Here is a 16930-nt window from a genome sequence, read left to right as displayed (position 1 = left end):
TGAAAAAAATCATGTACTTTTGTGCATTGATTATGCAACAGACTTTTTATAAATATCAAGGAACGGGAAACGATTTTGTGATGATTGATAATCGTCAACAAAATTTCAACAAAAAAGATACCAAACGTGTAAAGGAACTCTGTGACCGACGTTTTGGCATAGGGGCAGATGGGCTTATTTTATTGGAAAACCATGAGACGTTAGATTTTAAAATGGTTTACTATAATTCTGATGGCAATGAAAGTTCCATGTGCGGTAATGGTGGTCGCTGTTTGGTGGCCTTTGCAAAGCAACTAGGGGTTATTAAGGATAAAGCTGTTTTTGAAGCAGTTGATGGGGTACACCATGCCGAAATTGATGCTAATGGTTTGGTAAGGCTTCAAATGCTTGATGTACAAGATATAGAAAAACACCCTAATCATGTGTTTTTAAATACAGGTTCGCCACATCATGTTCAGTTTGAGGGAGGTATTGAAGATTTCGATATAAAAACCAAAGGCGCATCTATTAGGTACGGAGCGCCTTATAACCAAGCAGGCACTAATGTTAATTTTGTCAAGAAATTATCTGATGCCACGTTTCGGGTAAGGACTTATGAACGCGGTGTTGAAGATGAAACTTTGTCATGTGGTACAGGGGTTACGGCTGTAGCTATAGCTATGAATGCTATAGGAGAAACCCAAAGTAACCATATCGATTTAGAGGTTGAAGGCGGTAAATTGCAAGTATGTTTTGATCTTGTAGATGGAGCCTATCAAAATGTATGGCTTATAGGGCCTGCCAATTTTGTTTTTTCGGGTACAATATGATAACGCTAAAAGGCCAACATATTTATTTACGGGCTTTAGAGCCTGAAGATTTAGCCTTTGTGCATGCCGTTGAAAACGACGAAGCCCTTTGGGAACTTAGTAATACCCAAGCACCTTATTCTAAGTTTGTGATCAAACAGTATTTAGAAAATGCACATAAAGATATTTTCGAAGTCAAGCAATTGCGTTTGGTAGTCTCTAATTATAATGATGAGGCCTTAGGCTTAATCGATATTTTCGATTTTGATTTTAAACATGCCAGGGCAGGTGTAGGCATTTTAATAAAAGAGCCAGGTAACAGGGCCAAAGGTTATGGAAAGGAAGCGTTAAAGCTGTTAATAGATTATAGCTTTTCGCATTTGGGCTTACATCAATTGTATTGTAATGTTTCAAAAGATAATAAAGCCAGTATTAAATTGTTTACAAGTGCTGGTTTTAAGGAAGTAGGGTTAAAAAAAGATTGGAACTTGGTTAATGGCTCTTATAAAGATGAATATCTATTTCAACTTATAAAAGCACATAAAGAACAATAGCCAAACCATGTCCAGTAAAATTTTAAATAGAAGAACATAAATGTATATAAAAAAAATACTTTGGGCCATAGCCATTATAGGGCTTGTCGGGGCTGTTTTTTTCGCCAATTTTGTGTATAAGGCCATGTTGCGCCCCAATACGGCTTTTAATAATGAGGTCGCTTATGTTTATATTCCAACACATGCAACTTATGCGGATGTTCGCAGTCAGTTAGAGCCTTTGCTTGATGATATAAAGTCTTTTGACAACTTGGCTCGGCAAAAAAAATATACAGCTAACATAAAGGCGGGGAGGTATGCTATTAAAAAGGGGATGAGCAATAACGATATTATCAATTCCATCCGCATCAATAATTTGCCTGTTAAAGTATCGTTTAACAATCAAAGTTCTTTGGAAAAGTTGGCTGGTAGAGTTTCAAAAGAAATAGAAGCCGATAGTCTTTCATTATTAAAAGCAATGAAAGACGACGCGTTTTTGTCCCAAAATAAGTTTACCGAAGCTACAGCTTTGGGAATGTACTTGCCCAATAGCTATGAGTTTTTCTGGAATACTTCAGCCGAGTCTTTTAGAGATAGAATGTTAAAGGAATATAAGCGTTTCTGGAATGAAGACCGGATAGCTAAGGCTCGCAATATTGGACTATCTCCCAATCAAGTTATCGCTTTGGCCTCTATCGTTTATGAAGAATCTAAGCAGGCCAGTGAACAACCACGTATCGCCGGGGTGTATCTAAACAGGTTGAGAATAGGTATGCCGCTACAGGCCGATCCTACTATTAAATTTGCGGCTTACCAATTACCACACTATAAAAATACAGTTATAAAGCGTGTGCTGAATAAGCATAAAGAAATCGATTCGCCCTATAATACCTATAAGAATTTAGGTTTGCCTCCAGGACTTATAGCCATGCCCGATATATCGGCGATAGATGCCGTTTTAAATTACGAAAAGCACAAGTATTTGTATTTTGTTGCAGATGCTAAACGCTTAGGGTATCATAAGTTTGCCAAAACATTAACACAGCATAATGTTAATGCGAGGGAATATCATCGATATTTGTCATCACAAGGTATCCATAGGTAACAATGGCTGGTCATGTGTTAAAATGCGTATTCTTTTTACTGTCTATTGTATCTTTTTCACAGTCTGGGCTGGATAATTTTTTCAAGCCTTCCGATACTTTAAACATACCCCGCCGAAATGCTGTAATTATTTCCGAAGCATCTTTAGCCACCATTTCATTGATAGGGTTGGATCAATTATGGTATGCCGATTTTGAGCGTTCTAAGTTCCATACCACAAATGATAATAATGAATGGTTACAAATGGATAAGTTGGGACATGTGTATGCATCGTACCAAATGGGAAGGGTAGGAGCCGAAGTATTGCATTGGAGTGGTGTAAGCCAAAAAGAGCAACTAATTTATGGTGCTACATTAGGTTTTGGCTTCCTTACTGCTGTTGAAGTTTTTGATGGTTTTTCGCAAGAATGGGGCTTTTCTTGGGGCGATGTTGTTGCAAATGCAGCTGGAACAGGACTATATGTTGGCCAGGAGCTACTTTGGAATGAACAGCGTGTCCATTTAAAATTTTCTTTCCATCAAACAAGATATGCAGCATTAAACCCAGACAAATTAGGAGCAGGTTTTTTGGAGCAAATTTTAAAGGATTATAATGGGCAAACTTATTGGTTAAGTATTAATGTGCATGATTTTTTCAAAAAAAACTATATTCCCAAATGGCTCAATATAGCTGTAGGATATAGTGCTGACGGGATGTTACAGGGGGTGGAAGATGTTGACAATATTTTGTTGACAAATAACAACAGGCGACGTCAATTCTATTTAAGTTTTGATGTAAATTTGAATAGAATTAGAACAAAATCTCATTTTTTGAAGTCAGTTTTTAGTGTTTTTAATACCATTAAAGTGCCATTTCCTGCTTTGGAATTCAGCAAAAAAGGGAGTGCATTTCATCTATTGTACTACTAAAAAACGCACATAAACGAGTAATTTTGAAAAGATAAAAAAAATATCTAATTTTGCACGCTCAAATTTTCAAGTGGTCTTCCTTTGGAAAATTGCTGAAGAAATTTAGAAATTATGATAAAGAATATTGCAAGTTATTCGGCCCTGACGCTTACAATTTCTATTCTATTGTACGCATCGTTTTCAGCTAATGAAACGATAGATTTGAGTGAGTATTCAACCAAAGGCCTTGAGCTAAACTATAGTGTAGGTCTTGATGAAGGTATTGCCAGCAATATCGATGTATCGAATGAAAGAACCCAAACGTTTTCCCCTTATTTAGGAAAATCATTTGTTGGATTTAAAGAGGCATTAGCCTTTAAGGAGTCCAGAGGTAACTATGCTTGTATTAATAGGTTTGGTTATCTTGGTAAATACCAATTTGGTAAGGAAACATTAAAATTAATTGGAATACACAACCCTGTTAAGTTTTTAAAGGACCCTAAACTTCAAGAGAAAGCTTTTATAGCCAATGCACAACGCAATAAATGGATTTTAAGAAGGGATATTAAAAACTTTGTTGGAAAACGAATAAATGGTATAGTGGTTACAGAGTCTGGTATATTGGCTGCGGCTCATTTGGCGGGGCCAGGTAATGTAAAAAAATACCTTAGAAGTTATGGCCTTAATAATTTTGCCGATGGTAATGGTACAACAGTATCGTATTACTTAAAGCGATTTTCGGGTTATGACACCACATTTTTAAAACCAAACAGAAAAGCTAAAGCTATTTAGGGCTATTTAGCTTTTATGAATAATGAATACGGTAGGTCTTTTATGTAGATCTACCATATTTTTTTTCCAATCGATGGCACTCATGGTTTTTATATATTCGGTGGGTAAAGTAATATCGCAAGCAACACAAACTTGGGTGGTGCCAGATAAAATATTGGATAAATCCTCCAGCATTTTATTGTTCCTGTAAGGTGTTTCGATGAATAGTTGCGATTGATTGTAGTCGAAAGACAATCGTTCTAATCGTTTAATTTCTTTTCTTCGTTCGTCTTTATCTATTGGCAAATAGCCATTGAATGCAAAATTTTGACCGTTGAGTCCAGAACTCATTATGGCCATTAATATAGATGAAGGTCCCACCAAAGGTACTACCTTAATGCCTTTTTCATGAGCCAGTTTTATAATATCGGCTCCTGGGTCTGCAACACCAGGGCAACCAGCTTCCGATAATAAGCCAACATTAATGCCTTTTAAGCAAGGGGCAAGAAATTCAGGTAATTCTATAGGGTTGGTGAACTTATTTAAGTGAAACATTTGTAAATCTGATTGCGATTTACCAGAACTGATTTTTTTTATAAAGCGCCTTGCTGTTTTTTCGTTTTCAACAATAAACACATCGGTTTGTTCTATAATTTTTTTAACAGAAATGGGAAGCACTTCCAAAGGTGCATTATCACCTAGTGTTGTAGGGATTAAATATAATGTTCCATGTGCTGTAGCCATGTTAGTTGTTTAAAGATGAAAGTAGGTGTTAAAAATACTAATTTTAAGTTAATCGTTCAGCAATTATTGAGCAGGCTTCATCCAGCATTTTGTAAACATTTTCAAAACCGCTATCGCCACCATAGTATGGATCTGGAACACTATAGTTTTGGTTGGGGTATACTTCGTTTAGAATAAACTTGACTTTTTCTTTGTCTTTTTCGTGCCTGGCTAGTGATACGACATTGCTATAGTTAGACTCGTCCATAACAAATATGTGATCAAAAGTATCAAAATCCCTAACGTTAAATTGCCGTCCTTTTAGGTTAGAAATATTCAAGCCATATTTTTGGGCAACAGCAACAGAGCGTCTGTCCGGTTTGGCTCCCACATGGTAATTAGCGGTACCGGCAGAATCAACCATAAAGCTATCTAAAGGCAATTTTGAACGTAAAATGCCTTCTGCCAATGGAGAACGGCAAATGTTTCCCAAGCAAACCATTAAAATTTTAGTCATTACAATAGTATTTAAACAGATAGTTTTTTGGTGATATCCTCAACGTATTTTCTAAATTGCTTATCGGTTGAAGATAGGTTGTCCACTGTTTTGCAGGCATGTAGTACTGTTGCGTGATCTCGCTTACCAATCTGGGATCCAATACTGGCTAAAGAGGCTTTGGTGAACTTTTTGGCAAAGAACATGGCCAATTGTCTAGCTTGCACAATATGGCGTTTGCGCGTTTTGGATTGTAAGGTATCTATATCCATTTGGAAATAGTCTGATACTACTTTTTGTATATAATCTATAGATACTTCGCGCTTGGTGTTCTTTACAAATTTCTCAACAATTTGTTTGGCAAGTTCAAGGGTGATTTCCTTTTTGTTAAAGGAAGACTGTGCAATAAGTGAAATAATGGCGCCTTCAAGCTCGCGAACATTGGTTTTTATGTTTTTTGCTACGTAATCTATAATATCGTCTGGCATTTCTACACCATCACGGTACAGTTTATTCTTTAAAATAGATACCCTGGTTTCAAAATCGGGGTGCTGTAGCTCGGCAGATAATCCCCATTTGAAGCGCGATAATAAACGTTGCTCTATATCCTGCATGTCTACAGGGGCTTTATCACTGGTTAAAACTACCTGTTTGCCATTTTGGTGCAAATGGTTAAATATGTGGAAGAACACGTCTTGGGTTCCGGATTTTCCAGAAAAGAACTGCACGTCATCTATGATCAAGACATCAATAAGTTGATAAAAATGAATAAAATCGTTTCTGTTATTCTTTTTTACCGATTCTATGTATTGTTGTGTGAACTTTTCAGCAGAAATATATAAAACCGTTTTTTCTGGATATTTATCTTTTATGTCTACCCCAATAGCATGAGCCAAGTGGGTTTTTCCCAAACCAACTCCTCCAAAAATTAATAATGGATTAAATGATGTTCCTCCGGGTTTAGCCGCAACAGCCAGACCGGCACTTCTTGCCAAACGATTTGAATCGCCTTCTAGGAAGTTTTCAAAACTGTAATTAGGGTTGAGTTGAGACTCAATTTTTACGTTTCTAATACCAGGGATTACAAACGGGTTTCGTAACTCGGGATTTTTATTATTTAAAGGTACATCGACTTCCTGCGATTTCATCGCAGATCTGTTTGCACTTGGGATTTTTTCTGTAAAGGGCTGTTTATTGCCATAAGTGTTTTCCATTTTAATAATGTAAACTAATTTGGCTTTTTCCCCTAGTTCTTTAGTGAGTGATACCTTAAGGATTTTTACATAATGCTCTTCAAGCCATTCATAAAAGAATTTACTGGGTACTTGAATACTTAAAGCATTATCTGTAAGCTTAACTGCGATAATAGGCTCAAACCATGTTTTGTAGGCTTGCGGTTGGATATTATCTTTTATGAATTTCAGACAATTATTCCATACCGTTTGCGCAGTTTTACTCATTTTTTAGTTTTATTTGGTTTTTGTTAGTTAGAATTTAATATGAAAAATAACTTTTCATGGCGCCCCGTAAAAGCTAAGCAAATATGTGAACAAAATTCTAAAAAAAAAAATCATTTGCTATTGAATTTCTAGAATTTTTTATGCATGTTTAGGTGCTAGCCGAAACTACGAAAAAATATTTAATTATCCTTATGAAAATCGATGAAATACAAATAAGAGTGAGATATGGCGAAACAGACCAAATGGGAGTGGTATACCACGGAAATTATGCATTATATCTTGAAATGGGGAGAATTGAATGGCTGCGAAAGTTAGGGGTTTCATATAAAAAAATGGAAGAAAGCGGTGTGATGCTTCCTGTTGTTTCTTTAAGTTTAAACTATAAAAAATCAGCGGGTTACGACGATGTAATTCATGTAAAGACTCAACTAAAAAAAGTACCCACGGCTAAAATTGAATTTGATTACGAAATAACCAACGACAAAGGTGAAATTTTAACAACGGCATCGACAACTTTGGTGTTTATTGATATGAAAACCAATAAACCCATGCGGGCTCCAAAATATATATTGGATGCTATTGGTGGTTAAATGGCTTTTACCTCTATGCCAAATATGTTGTCGAACAGATTAAAAATCAATTTAGCATCTTTTTTTCTTACCGATATGGTGATTTTGCAATCGAGTTCCAAAACTTGATTTGTAATGTGAAGTTGCTTTTCTTTAATGATACGCATCACCTTATTCATGTTCTTGTATTCAAAACTAATAAGGTAGTTTATATTTATGGTTTTGGTAATAATGTGGCTTTGGTCTAAGGCTAATTGTGCCGTTGTTTTATAGGCGTTTATCAACCCGCCAACACCAAGTTTAACACCGCCAAAATAGCGAACAACAACAATTAAAATGTTGGTGACTTCAAAAGATTGTATTTGGCCATAAATGGGCATGCCTGCAGAATTGCTTGGTTCGCCATCATCATTTGCCCGATACATTATGGATTCGGTTCCTATTTGGTAGGCATAGCACCAATGTCTGGCCGCATGATGCTCCTTTTTTAGTTGTTCTAAATGTTGCTTGACATCATCTTCATTTAAAACAGGAAAGACATAACCGTAAAACTTGCTGTTCTTGTCTTTAAACAAAACAGGTTCTGTGACATTTTCTATAGTTTTATATGTATCCTTTTCAATCAATTGTTAAAATAAATAGTTTTTGGTTTTTAATAAAGTGGTAACATCCTCTGTGTTGGGGTTGATGTGCCATGTTTTAAAACCAATGCGATTAGCGGTTTCTATATTGGCCTGGTTATCGTCAATAAAAAGACATTCGCTTGGGCTTAGGTTGTTTTCGTTTAAGACAAATTCGAAAATATCACGGTTTGGTTTGCTTAGGTTGATTTCATGTGACAAATAAAAGGCGTCAAAACAATTTTTAAAATCATTATAAAAAGGCACATTCTCTTTAATCCAATTGATATGGAGCTCGTTTGTATTGCTTAATAAAATGAGTTTGTATTTTGAGGTTGATTTTAATTCTTTTAAAAAATCCAAACGGTGTTTAGGGAAATTCTTCAGTATACAATTCCAAACCTCGGTTAATGTTTCTTTTGACTGGCCAGGGAAGTGATTTGCGTAAAAATCAAGAAATTCATCGGTGGTAATTAATCCTTGTTCGTATAAACTGTTGACGGCTGTTATTTCTTCAGAAAAGATATCGATGTTTAATGTTTGGCAGGTTCTGCTTAAAGCACCTTCAATATCTAGGTTAATAAATACGTTTCCAAAATCGAAAACAATGGTTTTAATCATTACTGTAAATTTTAAGGCTATCTGTAGTTATCGTTTTTTCGGAAATTAACCGTCCAGAAAACTTTGGGGCTTTTACTCCTTCTTCAAAGGTAACAGCTCCAGTAAACACTCTGGCTTCATCCCAAAGATTGGCATCAATAAATAATTGAAGGGTTTTTGCGCCACCTTCAATGATTATGGAATTAATCTGGTTTTCATAAAGTTTGTTGCTAATGTCTTTGGCTGCATGTTCTTGTAAAACAATTGTTTGTGCACTGTCGTTAAACACATTATAGTGTTTAGAAAGCGATTTGTTTTTGTCCAAAACAATGCGAATAGGGTTTTTTCCTGTCCAATCCCTTGCGGTTAAACTTGGGTTATCCTGTACAACTGTATTGGTGCCAACTAAAATAGCCTGTTCTTCGGTGCGCCATTTATGTACCAGTTGTCTGGAAAAAGCATTGGTGATCCAAACTGGTTTTTGTTCATTTTTAGTGATGGGAGCGATGAATCCATTGTTGGTTTCTGCCCATTTTAAAATTATATATGGGCGCTTTTTATTGTGAAAAGTGAAAAAGCGTTTGTGGTGCGTTTTACAGGCTTCTTCCAGCACACCTACGGTAACGTTGCATCCAGCGTCCATTAATTTTTTAATGCCTTTTCCAGCAACCTTTTCATTATCGTCAATACATCCAATAACCACATGTGGAATTTGGTGTTTTATTATCAAATCACTGCATGGCGGGGTTTTGCCAAAGTGCGAACAAGGTTCAAGAGTTACATAAAGTGTCGCTTGTTTTAAAAGGGTTTGGTCTAAAACCGAATGTATGGCGTTGACCTCGGCATGATTACCGCCAAAGGCACTCGTAAATCCTTCCCCTATTATGGTGCTATTGTGAACAATAACGCAGCCAACCATAGGGTTTGGCCTTGTGGAGCCAAGACCATTTTTAGCAATTTCTATACAGCGTTTTATGTATTTTTCATGTATATTCATCCCGATTAATCGTCGGGACAAAATTAAGGCTTTAAAATGAGTAATGATACGATCGTAATTCGAAAAATAGAACCTGCTGACAATAAGCAGATTGAAAACGTGATAAGAGCCTGTTTTCATGAATTTAATATTCCTTTGGAAGGTACGGCTTATAGTGATGCTGAAACCCCAAAAATGTACGAATCTTATCAAAATGATAATGAGGTGTATTATGTCATCGATTTGAAAGGTGAAGTCGTGGGTGGTGGAGGCATTAAGCCATTAAAGGATTTTGAGGATGATGTATGTGAAATCCAAAAAATGTATTTTTCGCCAAAAGTCAGGAGTAAAGGCTTTGGGAGGCAACTTTTTGAAATTTGTTTGAAATCGGCTAAAACTTTAGGATATAAACGATGTTATCTGGAATCGGCACCACAACTTAAAGCGGCTATTCATATTTATGAAAGTTACGGGTTTAAGCACCTTGACAAAGCCTTGGGAAATACAGGGCACTATTCTTGTGGCGTTTGGATGATCAAGGAATTATGAGGCTAAAAACGGTTCAACACACATTTCACGAAAAGCTTGATGCTATATACCCTTATGAAGAGGTGGATAGTTTCTTTTACTTATTAATTGATCATTATTATAATGTATCTCGGTTGGATTTGGTTATGAAGCCTAGTTATCGGGTCGATGACGCTAAAAGTCTTTTAGAAGCCCTATGGTTATTGAAGCAACAGCAACCCATACAATATATATTAGGTGAAACGGAATTCTATGGGCTACCCTTTAAGGTCAATTCACATACCTTAATACCCAGACCTGAAACCGAAGAATTGGTGCAATGGATATTGGATGAATTAAAAATTAATAATGGAACATTAAAAATACTAGATATTGGCACGGGTAGTGGTTGTATTGCGGTTTCCTTGGCAAAGCATTTGCCAAAAGCAAAAGTTTGTGCCCTGGATGTGTCTAAAGAAGCTTTAAGGATGGCGCAAACTAATGCAGAGCTTAATGATGTTGATATCACTTTTTTTAATGAGGATATTTTAAGTCCGAAGACTTGGAGCGTTGCATTTAAGAGCTTAAAATTTGATGTTATAGTGTCCAATCCGCCCTATGTTAGGGAACAGGAAAAACAGTTGATGAAACCTAACGTCTTGGATAACGAGCCCCATTTGGCACTTTTTGTAAAAGACGATAATCCGTTGTTATTTTATGAGGCTATTTCACAATTTGCTGTTAATAATTTATCGAGAAACGGTTTGTTGTTTTTTGAGATCAATGAATATCTTGGTCATCCTATGAAGGCGTTGTTAAGCAAACATCAGTTTTCAAACATAGAATTAAAACAGGATGTCTTTAAGAAAGATAGGATGGTAAAAGGGGGGCTTTGAGTTTAATTGTCATTCCTGCGGATGCAGGAATCCATGGAAATGAAAAAAAAATTAGTTGGTGTATTATTAATAATTTCTTTTTTTTATTGTAAGGAAAAAGAGAGGAATATTGATTATGATAAACTGAATTTGATTGAGAAGATAAATGATTCATTGATTAAAGAGTCTATAAGGGATATAGATTTTGATGTCCCTCCGATAAACATTAAGGCTTACACATTGGATGATGATAATTTTTGGGTGACATCAAGTATGGTGGATGCTAAATATATGGACTCCTTCTGTAGCTATAAAAGTTATCACCTTCAAAGAGAGTATAATATTTTAAGTAAGACTAATAATGAAAAAGTTAACCAGCTAGAAGTATATGTGAATGATGATAAATATAAATGGAATAGAGAGAAGGCCAATGAAGAGTTTTTGTCCATTGATATTTCAGATGAATCTATAAAACCTTGGAGGGAATTATATGTAGGAATGCATTTGGATTCGCTACTTGGTTACTTGAAAAATGAAGAGTATCACAAGGATTATGGGGTGATTAATGTTTATTCTAAAAATTTTACTTCAAAGTTTTACTTTGAGAATGATACAGTGAATAAAATTATTGTGGAAAGAAATTGCTTTTTGGATTTACAGAGAAGTTTATTCAATAATAATAATTTGGATTCACTATTTAGACTATCGTACAGAACTTTACCAAATTACTTGGAGGCTGATTTCAATGGAGATGGAAAGGAGGATGTTGTTTATTTGGTAAAGGAGATTAAATCTGGTAAAGTAGGTTTGATATTTTTTCACAAAGACAATTTATATTTTATTGTTGGTGCGGGAACAAAGTTTGGATTTGAATGGGACGATATGAGCTGGTTGGATAAATTGACCTTAGATGATAACAAACAACAATATGAAATGGTAATTGATGAGGAGACCTCAGATATAATTGGGGAGAAAGCAATTACTATCCCGAATACTGGGGTTGGTATAAGGGAAGAAGAAGGGAGTGGAGGACTGTTATATTTTAAGGACGGAAAATATAAATATTTACATCAAGGAGATTAAATGAAAGATATTAAACAACACATAGAAAACTTACGAAAAGAGCTACGGCAGCATAACTACAACTATTATGTTTTAGACAATGCGACTATATCAGATTATGAATTCGATATCAAGCTAAAAGAGCTACAAGAACTTGAAGCAAAACATCCGGAGTTTTTTGATGCCAATTCGCCCACACAGCGTGTAGGAGGAGAAGTGACTAAGAATTTTGAAACCATAGTGCATGAGCACCGCATGTATTCTTTGGATAACTCATATTCTAAGGAAGATTTATTGGATTGGGAAAAGCGCATTAAAAAGATAGTAGAAGGCGACATTCAATACACTTGTGAGTTAAAGTACGATGGCGCGTCTATAAGCCTTACTTATGAAGAAGGGAAGTTGGTTAAGGCGGTAACACGGGGTGATGGTTTTCAAGGAGATAATGTGACAGCCAACATAAGAACCATTAAATCGGTGCCATTGCAATTAAAAGGGGATTATCCGCCTAAGTTTGATATTCGTGGGGAGATTGTGTTGCCTTTTGAAGGGTTTAAAAAAATGAATGAAGAACGAATAGAGATAGGGGAAGAGCCTTATAGAAACCCTAGGAATACGGCATCTGGTAGCTTAAAGTTACAAGATAGTGCTGAGGTCGCCAAGCGGCCTTTGGAATGTTTACTGTATAACTTAACCGGAACTAATCTAGGTGTTAAATCCCAATTTGAAGGTTTGGAAAAAGCCAGACAATGGGGGTTTAAGGTACCCCACGCTGCTAAATTAGCCCAGTCTATAGATGAGGTTTTTGCTTTTATAGATTATTGGAATGACGAACGGCATAAGTTGCCTTATGAAACCGATGGTGTAGTGATAAAAGTAAACAGTTTACAACAACAAGAAGAGTTGGGGTATACAGCTAAAGCGCCCCGTTGGGCCATGGCGTATAAGTTTAAGGCTGAGCAGGTTTCAACCAAACTAAACAGTATAACCTATCAAGTAGGGCGTACAGGGGCTATAACACCTGTAGCTAACTTAGAACCAGTTGAATTGGCTGGAACGACTGTGAAAAGGGCATCCTTGCATAATGCCGACCAGATTGAAAAGTTGGATGTTAGAGTGGGAGATGAGGTTTATGTGGAAAAAGGTGGAGAGATTATTCCTAAAATATTAGGGGTAGATTTAACGAAACGCACTGTTGACTCTAAGCCAACAGAATACATAACACAATGTCCAGAGTGTCATACGGCATTGGTTAGACAAGAAGGAGAGGCACAACATTATTGCCCCAATTATAATGGATGTAAACCACAAATTATTGGTCGTATTCAGCATTTTATATCCAGAAAAGCCATGGATATAGAAGGCTTGGGAGGAGAAACTGTGGCATTGTTGGTTAATGAGGGATTGATTAGTAATTTTTCCGATTTGTATGAACTAACCAAGGATCAGGTAATTCCTTTGGAAAGAATGGCGGAAAAAAGTGCAGATAATTTGATAAAAGGTATCGAGCAGTCTAAAAAAATACCATTTGAACGTGTGCTCTATGCTTTAGGAATTCGCTATGTTGGTGAAACTGTTGCTAAAAAATTGGCTAAACACTATAAGAGTATCGATGCTATTGCTAAAGCTTCGGAAGAAGATTTGGTAAATGTAGATGAAATAGGTAATAAAATTGCTGAGAGTGTTGTGGCATTCTTTTCTTCATTGGAAAATATCATTATTATAAATCGCTTAAAACAGTTTGGCCTCCTATTAGAACTGTCTGAAGATGAGCTTATAGGACAAACCGATAAGCTTAAAGGAGATACTGTTGTTGTTACTGGAGTATTTGAAACCATCTCCAGAAACGAATTAAAAAAACTCATAGAAAACAATGGGGGTAAAGTGAGTAGTTCCATTTCGTCAAAGACCACTTACATTGTTGCAGGTAAAAATATGGGGCCAAGTAAAAAAGAGAAGGCAGAAACTTTAGGTGTTGCTATAATAAGTGAGTATGATTTCTTACAAAAAATAGAATAAATTTTAATAAATATCGATAAAAAGCAAGTTTTTTACGTTTAATTGCAATAATTTTATTATGTTTGTCGCATAACTTTAAACCTGCGTTATGTACAAGTCGAATGCCTTGTTGAGTTTTGTTTTGATACTCTATACTGCTTTTGTAGTTTATCTTCTCAATGAAGAGGTAGAAATAGCTTCTAGTTTAAGCTCGTTAATTTGCCCAGCTATAGCTATTATATATTTTTTGTTGGTTAAGAAAAAAACGCTCTTTTTTTCTCTTTTCTTGATCTTTTTTTCTGTTTCTGAAATAATGAACTTATTGGCTGGTCGTGTTATCCCTCATCTAATAAGTTATTTCATTGGTAACGGGCTATATGTTATAGCATATTTTACCTTGTTACTAGAAATATGTAAGAAGGATTCTGTTGCCCATCTATTCAAAAATTTTAAAATACATTTAATTGTTTTAACAGCATTAGATGTATACATTATTTACTTTTTACAAGATATTATTGCACCATTTATATCAATACCGCAAGAGTATGCTCTCGAATTGGTGTATAATATTGTTATGTTGGTGCTTTTATCTGCTGCATTATTAAACTATTTTCATAGAGATGACAAGAAATCCCTATTATTGTTTTTAGGTTCCTTGTGTATTGTATTTGCTGAAGTTATTGGAGTAGCTTACTTGTACATTAAAGATGAGCGTTTGCTTAGTTTTTTATCAACAACTTTATTTTTGTTGGCATTTTTAACACTCTTAAGACAGTCTAAAATGGAGTATGTAAAGTCAAAAAGACTTTTGATTGATGAACTATGATTTATGTTTTAGTATAGGAATGTCTTTTCTGTATAAGTAGAGTATAGAGCAAGATAGAATGAATGTAATTAGTGCAGTGTAAAAAAGCAAGCCTTTATCGTTATTCACTTCAATGCCCAAAATGGTTAAATGGGATACAAGGGCACCAAATATTACCCCAAGACTAAGTAGGGCGCCTGCCCAAACGGTTTTTGGAATTAATAATAATACACCTGCGATAAGCTCTAAAATGCCTATGCCTATCCTTCCGTAAGGTTCAAAGCCAATAGTTTCAAAAATGTAAATGCTATCAGGGTGAGCGGTAAATTTAAATCGAAGTGTTTGAATTAAAATAATGGCTAAAACTATTCTAAGAATTAAGGGAACATATTTTTTCATAATGTTTTTATTGGAAATATGCTTCTTAGACGAATTGGGAGTCCATACATTTCAAAACCTAAAAAATTAAACAATTATGGATGTGCCGTTGGCCGATTTATTATTGTTTGTATCAAAATAAAAATCGATTTGACCAAGATAAATACCATAACACCCAACTTGATTTACAAGCATATTATGGCCGTCTTTATTTTTAACTATGGTGGGTTTTGGTAAAAAGGTATGCGTGTGCCCTCCTATAATTAAATCGATATCACTTGTTGCAGCAGCAAGGCTTAGGTCACTTACTTTATCGGGCGTATTTTTGTAATGATAGCCCAAATGGGATAGGCAGATAATTAAATCACATTGCTCCTCAGTCTTTAAAATACGGGTCATGTCTTGGGTTATTTCAATAGGGTCTAGGTATTTGGTTTCCTTGAACATCATAGGGTCTACCAATCCTTTTAGTTCTATGCCTAAACCAAAAACCCCTATTTTAATCCCTTCTTTAATAAAAACCTTGTAAGGTTTTGTATGGGTATCCATAACCGTATTTGAAAAATCGTAATTGGCAGAAAGAAAATCAAATTCAGCATGGGGTAACTGGGTAAAAAGACCATTGATGCCATTGTCGAAGTCGTGGTTTCCAATAGTTGCAGCATCGTACTTTAGTTTGCTCATGAGCTTAAACTCCAGCTCCCCACCATAGTAATTAAAGTAAGGCGTGCCTTGAAAAATATCGCCGGCATCCAATAAAAGGGAATTGGGATTTTCTTTTCTTATGGTGTCAATTAGAGCGGCTCTCCTGGCAACTCCACCTTTGTTAGCATTTCTACCGTCTTCTGGGCCAAAAGGGGTAATATGACTATGGACATCGTTAGTGTGTAGAATCGTTATCTTTTTTTTTCTCACAGCAGAGAAAGACTGTAGGCCATAACCTCCTAATGTAGCTAAAGCTGCTCCTGCTGTTGCTTGCTGTATAAAATCTCTACGCTTCATGTTTATTTTTTAATTTGAATAAATCGATCATCAATTACAGGGTTAATGGTATCCACTTTTTTTAAGTAGTCGATTAGCGCATTTCTAATCTTGTAATTTAAGTCATATAAACTGTCATTAGGTCTAAAAAACCTCATGTTGTCTCCATTATTATATAAATAATCACTGGTAGCTACATAATAGGTTTTGTTAACATCAATAGTTTTGCCTTTAATGCTTGCAGAAATAGGTTCGAAATTCTTGTCTAAGGTCAATTTAAGTTTAGAGAAAGGGTGTGCTCTTTTCGCTTTGCTTAAATACGTTATCATACTATCAATTTGTTTTCCTTTTAAGGCAACAACAACAATTTTGTTTTCAAAGGGCATCAATTCAAAAACATTACGTATTCTAAGATTTCCTTTAGGTATTATAGAGCGAATACCGCCATGGTTAAGTAAAACCATGTCTATGTCTTTTCCGGCCCTGCTATTAAAAATAGGGTTTGCCTGTTCGTAAACCACGTCGACCATGAAATTTCCAATAGCTGTATTGAGTTCGCCGTTAGATTTGGTATAAGTGTCCATGGCATATGCAATAACGCTATCCAGGTCTTTTTCAATATGGTTTTTATAGGGTTCTATAAAAGTTTCAATATCTTGTTTTGGACTTATAGAGTCATTGATCTCTATCCTTTTCCCTTCAATTCTAGTAAGGTTATAAGGTTCTTCCTTACAGCTAATAATCATTAAAAAATTTAACAAAAAAATTAAATGTGTAAACCTCATATAATTGCAGA

20 protein-coding genes are annotated in these 16930 nt (G+C 35.5%); 11 read left to right on the top strand and 9 right to left on the bottom strand.

The window, feature by feature from the left end:
• The first annotated feature begins 32 nt into the window (after positions 1 to 32).
• The 5 genes from dapF (at position 33) to MR062_RS13295 (ending at position 4105) form a co-directional block, all read left to right on the top strand.
• Positions 33 to 809, top strand: coding sequence for a diaminopimelate epimerase (dapF, locus tag MR062_RS13315; protein WP_242205190.1), 777 nt, complete (start codon positions 33 to 35; stop codon positions 807 to 809).
• Entirely contained in the window at positions 806 to 1342 is a 537-nt protein-coding gene (locus MR062_RS13310) for a GNAT family N-acetyltransferase (protein WP_242205081.1), read from the top strand. Before dapF ends, MR062_RS13310 begins: the two co-directional genes overlap by 4 nt.
• 40 nt (positions 1343 to 1382) lie before the next feature.
• The gene (gene mltG / locus MR062_RS13305) at positions 1383 to 2426 is read left to right on the top strand and encodes an endolytic transglycosylase MltG (protein WP_242205079.1); all 1044 of its coding nucleotides are present in this window, start codon (positions 1383 to 1385) and stop codon (positions 2424 to 2426) included.
• Between the two features lie 2 nt (positions 2427 to 2428).
• Positions 2429 to 3334: a DUF2279 domain-containing protein gene (locus tag MR062_RS13300; RefSeq protein WP_242205077.1), complete on the top strand. Its 906-nt coding sequence runs from the start codon at positions 2429 to 2431 to the stop codon at positions 3332 to 3334.
• Between the two features lie 111 nt (positions 3335 to 3445).
• Complete coding sequence (locus MR062_RS13295) at positions 3446 to 4105, top strand: peptidoglycan-binding protein LysM (RefSeq protein WP_242205075.1); 660 nt, start codon at positions 3446 to 3448, stop codon at positions 4103 to 4105.
• Positions 4106 to 4111: 6 nt separating this feature from the next.
• On the opposite strand, the gene MR062_RS13290 is transcribed toward MR062_RS13295, so the two are convergent.
• From MR062_RS13290 to dnaA, 3 genes are read right to left on the bottom strand one after another with little or no spacing between them, the layout of a single operon-like run.
• Complete coding sequence (locus MR062_RS13290; protein ID WP_242205072.1) at positions 4112 to 4828, bottom strand: SAM-dependent methyltransferase; 717 nt, start codon at positions 4826 to 4828, stop codon at positions 4112 to 4114.
• Between the two features lie 43 nt (positions 4829 to 4871).
• Positions 4872 to 5324 carry a low molecular weight protein-tyrosine-phosphatase gene (locus MR062_RS13285; protein ID WP_242205071.1) on the bottom strand — a complete coding sequence of 151 codons (453 nt, stop codon included), beginning with the start codon at positions 5322 to 5324 and terminating at the stop codon, positions 4872 to 4874.
• Between the two features lie 11 nt (positions 5325 to 5335).
• The gene (gene dnaA, locus MR062_RS13280; RefSeq protein WP_242205069.1) at positions 5336 to 6763 is read right to left on the bottom strand and encodes a chromosomal replication initiator protein DnaA; all 1428 of its coding nucleotides are present in this window, start codon (positions 6761 to 6763) and stop codon (positions 5336 to 5338) included.
• 191 nt (positions 6764 to 6954) lie between these two features.
• Here dnaA and MR062_RS13275 point away from each other — a divergent pair, with 191 nt between their 5' ends.
• Entirely contained in the window at positions 6955 to 7353 is a 399-nt protein-coding gene (locus MR062_RS13275) for an acyl-CoA thioesterase (RefSeq protein ID WP_242205067.1), read from the top strand.
• Here the strand turns inward: MR062_RS13275 and MR062_RS13270 are convergent.
• Genes MR062_RS13270 through ribD form a run of 3 tightly spaced genes read right to left on the bottom strand, consistent with a single transcriptional unit; the run spans position 7350 to position 9549 of the window.
• Positions 7350 to 7958, bottom strand: a complete 609-nt coding sequence (locus MR062_RS13270; protein WP_242205064.1) for an IMPACT family protein — start codon at positions 7956 to 7958, stop codon at positions 7350 to 7352. The genes MR062_RS13275 and MR062_RS13270 overlap by 4 nt on opposite strands.
• A 3-nt stretch (positions 7959 to 7961) precedes the next feature.
• Positions 7962 to 8573 carry an HAD family hydrolase gene (locus MR062_RS13265; RefSeq protein ID WP_242205062.1) on the bottom strand — a complete coding sequence of 204 codons (612 nt, stop codon included), beginning with the start codon at positions 8571 to 8573 and terminating at the stop codon, positions 7962 to 7964.
• A complete protein-coding gene (ribD, locus tag MR062_RS13260) occupies positions 8566 to 9549 on the bottom strand; it encodes a bifunctional diaminohydroxyphosphoribosylaminopyrimidine deaminase/5-amino-6-(5-phosphoribosylamino)uracil reductase RibD (protein ID WP_242205060.1) in 984 nt (327 codons plus the stop codon). Before ribD ends, MR062_RS13265 begins: the two co-directional genes overlap by 8 nt.
• Before the next feature lie 36 nt (positions 9550 to 9585).
• Between ribD and MR062_RS13255 the strand changes: the two genes are divergently transcribed.
• From MR062_RS13255 to MR062_RS13235, 5 genes are all read left to right on the top strand, one after another.
• A complete protein-coding gene (locus MR062_RS13255) occupies positions 9586 to 10077 on the top strand; it encodes a GNAT family N-acetyltransferase (RefSeq protein ID WP_242205058.1) in 492 nt (163 codons plus the stop codon).
• Positions 10074 to 10931, top strand: coding sequence for a peptide chain release factor N(5)-glutamine methyltransferase (gene prmC / locus MR062_RS13250; protein WP_242205056.1), 858 nt, complete (start codon positions 10074 to 10076; stop codon positions 10929 to 10931). Before MR062_RS13255 ends, prmC begins: the two co-directional genes overlap by 4 nt.
• A 21-nt stretch (positions 10932 to 10952) precedes the next feature.
• A complete protein-coding gene (locus MR062_RS13245) occupies positions 10953 to 11993 on the top strand; it encodes a hypothetical protein (protein WP_242205053.1) in 1041 nt (346 codons plus the stop codon).
• Entirely contained in the window at positions 11994 to 13991 is a 1998-nt protein-coding gene (gene ligA, locus MR062_RS13240) for an NAD-dependent DNA ligase LigA (protein WP_242205051.1), read from the top strand.
• Positions 13992 to 14079: 88 nt separating this feature from the next.
• Positions 14080 to 14796 (top strand): hypothetical protein, encoded by a 717-nt coding sequence (locus tag MR062_RS13235; protein WP_242205049.1) that lies wholly within the window; start codon positions 14080 to 14082, stop codon positions 14794 to 14796.
• On the opposite strand, the gene MR062_RS13230 is transcribed toward MR062_RS13235, so the two are convergent.
• The 3 genes from MR062_RS13230 to MR062_RS13220 all read right to left on the bottom strand — a co-directional run bounded on the left by MR062_RS13230 (position 14791) and on the right by MR062_RS13220 (position 16880).
• Entirely contained in the window at positions 14791 to 15174 is a 384-nt protein-coding gene (locus MR062_RS13230) for a DoxX family protein (protein WP_242205047.1), read from the bottom strand. The two genes, MR062_RS13235 and MR062_RS13230, sit on opposite strands and share 6 nt — an antisense overlap.
• Before the next feature lie 66 nt (positions 15175 to 15240).
• Positions 15241 to 16155, bottom strand: coding sequence for a bifunctional metallophosphatase/5'-nucleotidase (locus MR062_RS13225; RefSeq protein ID WP_242205045.1), 915 nt, complete (start codon positions 16153 to 16155; stop codon positions 15241 to 15243).
• 2 nt (positions 16156 to 16157) lie between these two features.
• The gene (locus MR062_RS13220; RefSeq protein WP_242205043.1) at positions 16158 to 16880 is read right to left on the bottom strand and encodes a 5'-nucleotidase C-terminal domain-containing protein; all 723 of its coding nucleotides are present in this window, start codon (positions 16878 to 16880) and stop codon (positions 16158 to 16160) included.
• Positions 16881 to 16930: the final 50 nt, after the last annotated feature.

Origin of the sequence: Aestuariivivens insulae, assembly GCF_022662195.1 — a bacterium.
In the GTDB taxonomy this organism is placed as follows: Bacteria; Bacteroidota; Bacteroidia; order Flavobacteriales; family Flavobacteriaceae; genus Aestuariivivens; species Aestuariivivens insulae.
This window is presented reverse-complemented; position numbering and strand designations above follow the sequence as displayed.

Excerpts from the sequence above, each read along its gene's own strand:
- MR062_RS13285 (WP_242205071.1), bottom strand. The coding sequence starts at position 5,324 with ATGACTAAAATTTTAATGGTTTGCTTGGGAAACATTTGCCGTTCTCCA.
- MR062_RS13235 (WP_242205049.1), top strand. The coding sequence starts at position 14,080 with ATGTACAAGTCGAATGCCTTGTTGAGTTTTGTTTTGATACTCTATACT.
- ribD (WP_242205060.1), bottom strand. The coding sequence starts at position 9,549 with ATGAATATACATGAAAAATACATAAAACGCTGTATAGAAATTGCTAAA.
- dapF (WP_242205190.1), top strand. The coding sequence starts at position 33 with ATGCAACAGACTTTTTATAAATATCAAGGAACGGGAAACGATTTTGTG.
- MR062_RS13220 (WP_242205043.1), bottom strand. The coding sequence starts at position 16,880 with ATGATTATTAGCTGTAAGGAAGAACCTTATAACCTTACTAGAATTGAA.
- prmC (WP_242205056.1), top strand. The coding sequence starts at position 10,074 with ATGAGGCTAAAAACGGTTCAACACACATTTCACGAAAAGCTTGATGCT.
- MR062_RS13275 (WP_242205067.1), top strand. The coding sequence starts at position 6,955 with ATGAAAATCGATGAAATACAAATAAGAGTGAGATATGGCGAAACAGAC.
- MR062_RS13230 (WP_242205047.1), bottom strand. The coding sequence starts at position 15,174 with ATGAAAAAATATGTTCCCTTAATTCTTAGAATAGTTTTAGCCATTATT.
- dnaA (WP_242205069.1), bottom strand. The coding sequence starts at position 6,763 with ATGAGTAAAACTGCGCAAACGGTATGGAATAATTGTCTGAAATTCATA.
- MR062_RS13290 (WP_242205072.1), bottom strand. The coding sequence starts at position 4,828 with ATGGCTACAGCACATGGAACATTATATTTAATCCCTACAACACTAGGT.
- mltG (WP_242205079.1), top strand. The coding sequence starts at position 1,383 with ATGTATATAAAAAAAATACTTTGGGCCATAGCCATTATAGGGCTTGTC.
- ligA (WP_242205051.1), top strand. The coding sequence starts at position 11,994 with ATGAAAGATATTAAACAACACATAGAAAACTTACGAAAAGAGCTACGG.
- MR062_RS13310 (WP_242205081.1), top strand. The coding sequence starts at position 806 with ATGATAACGCTAAAAGGCCAACATATTTATTTACGGGCTTTAGAGCCT.
- MR062_RS13265 (WP_242205062.1), bottom strand. The coding sequence starts at position 8,573 with ATGATTAAAACCATTGTTTTCGATTTTGGAAACGTATTTATTAACCTA.
- MR062_RS13245 (WP_242205053.1), top strand. The coding sequence starts at position 10,953 with ATGCAGGAATCCATGGAAATGAAAAAAAAATTAGTTGGTGTATTATTA.
- MR062_RS13300 (WP_242205077.1), top strand. The coding sequence starts at position 2,429 with ATGGCTGGTCATGTGTTAAAATGCGTATTCTTTTTACTGTCTATTGTA.
- MR062_RS13255 (WP_242205058.1), top strand. The coding sequence starts at position 9,586 with ATGAGTAATGATACGATCGTAATTCGAAAAATAGAACCTGCTGACAAT.
- MR062_RS13225 (WP_242205045.1), bottom strand. The coding sequence starts at position 16,155 with ATGAAGCGTAGAGATTTTATACAGCAAGCAACAGCAGGAGCAGCTTTA.
- MR062_RS13295 (WP_242205075.1), top strand. The coding sequence starts at position 3,446 with ATGATAAAGAATATTGCAAGTTATTCGGCCCTGACGCTTACAATTTCT.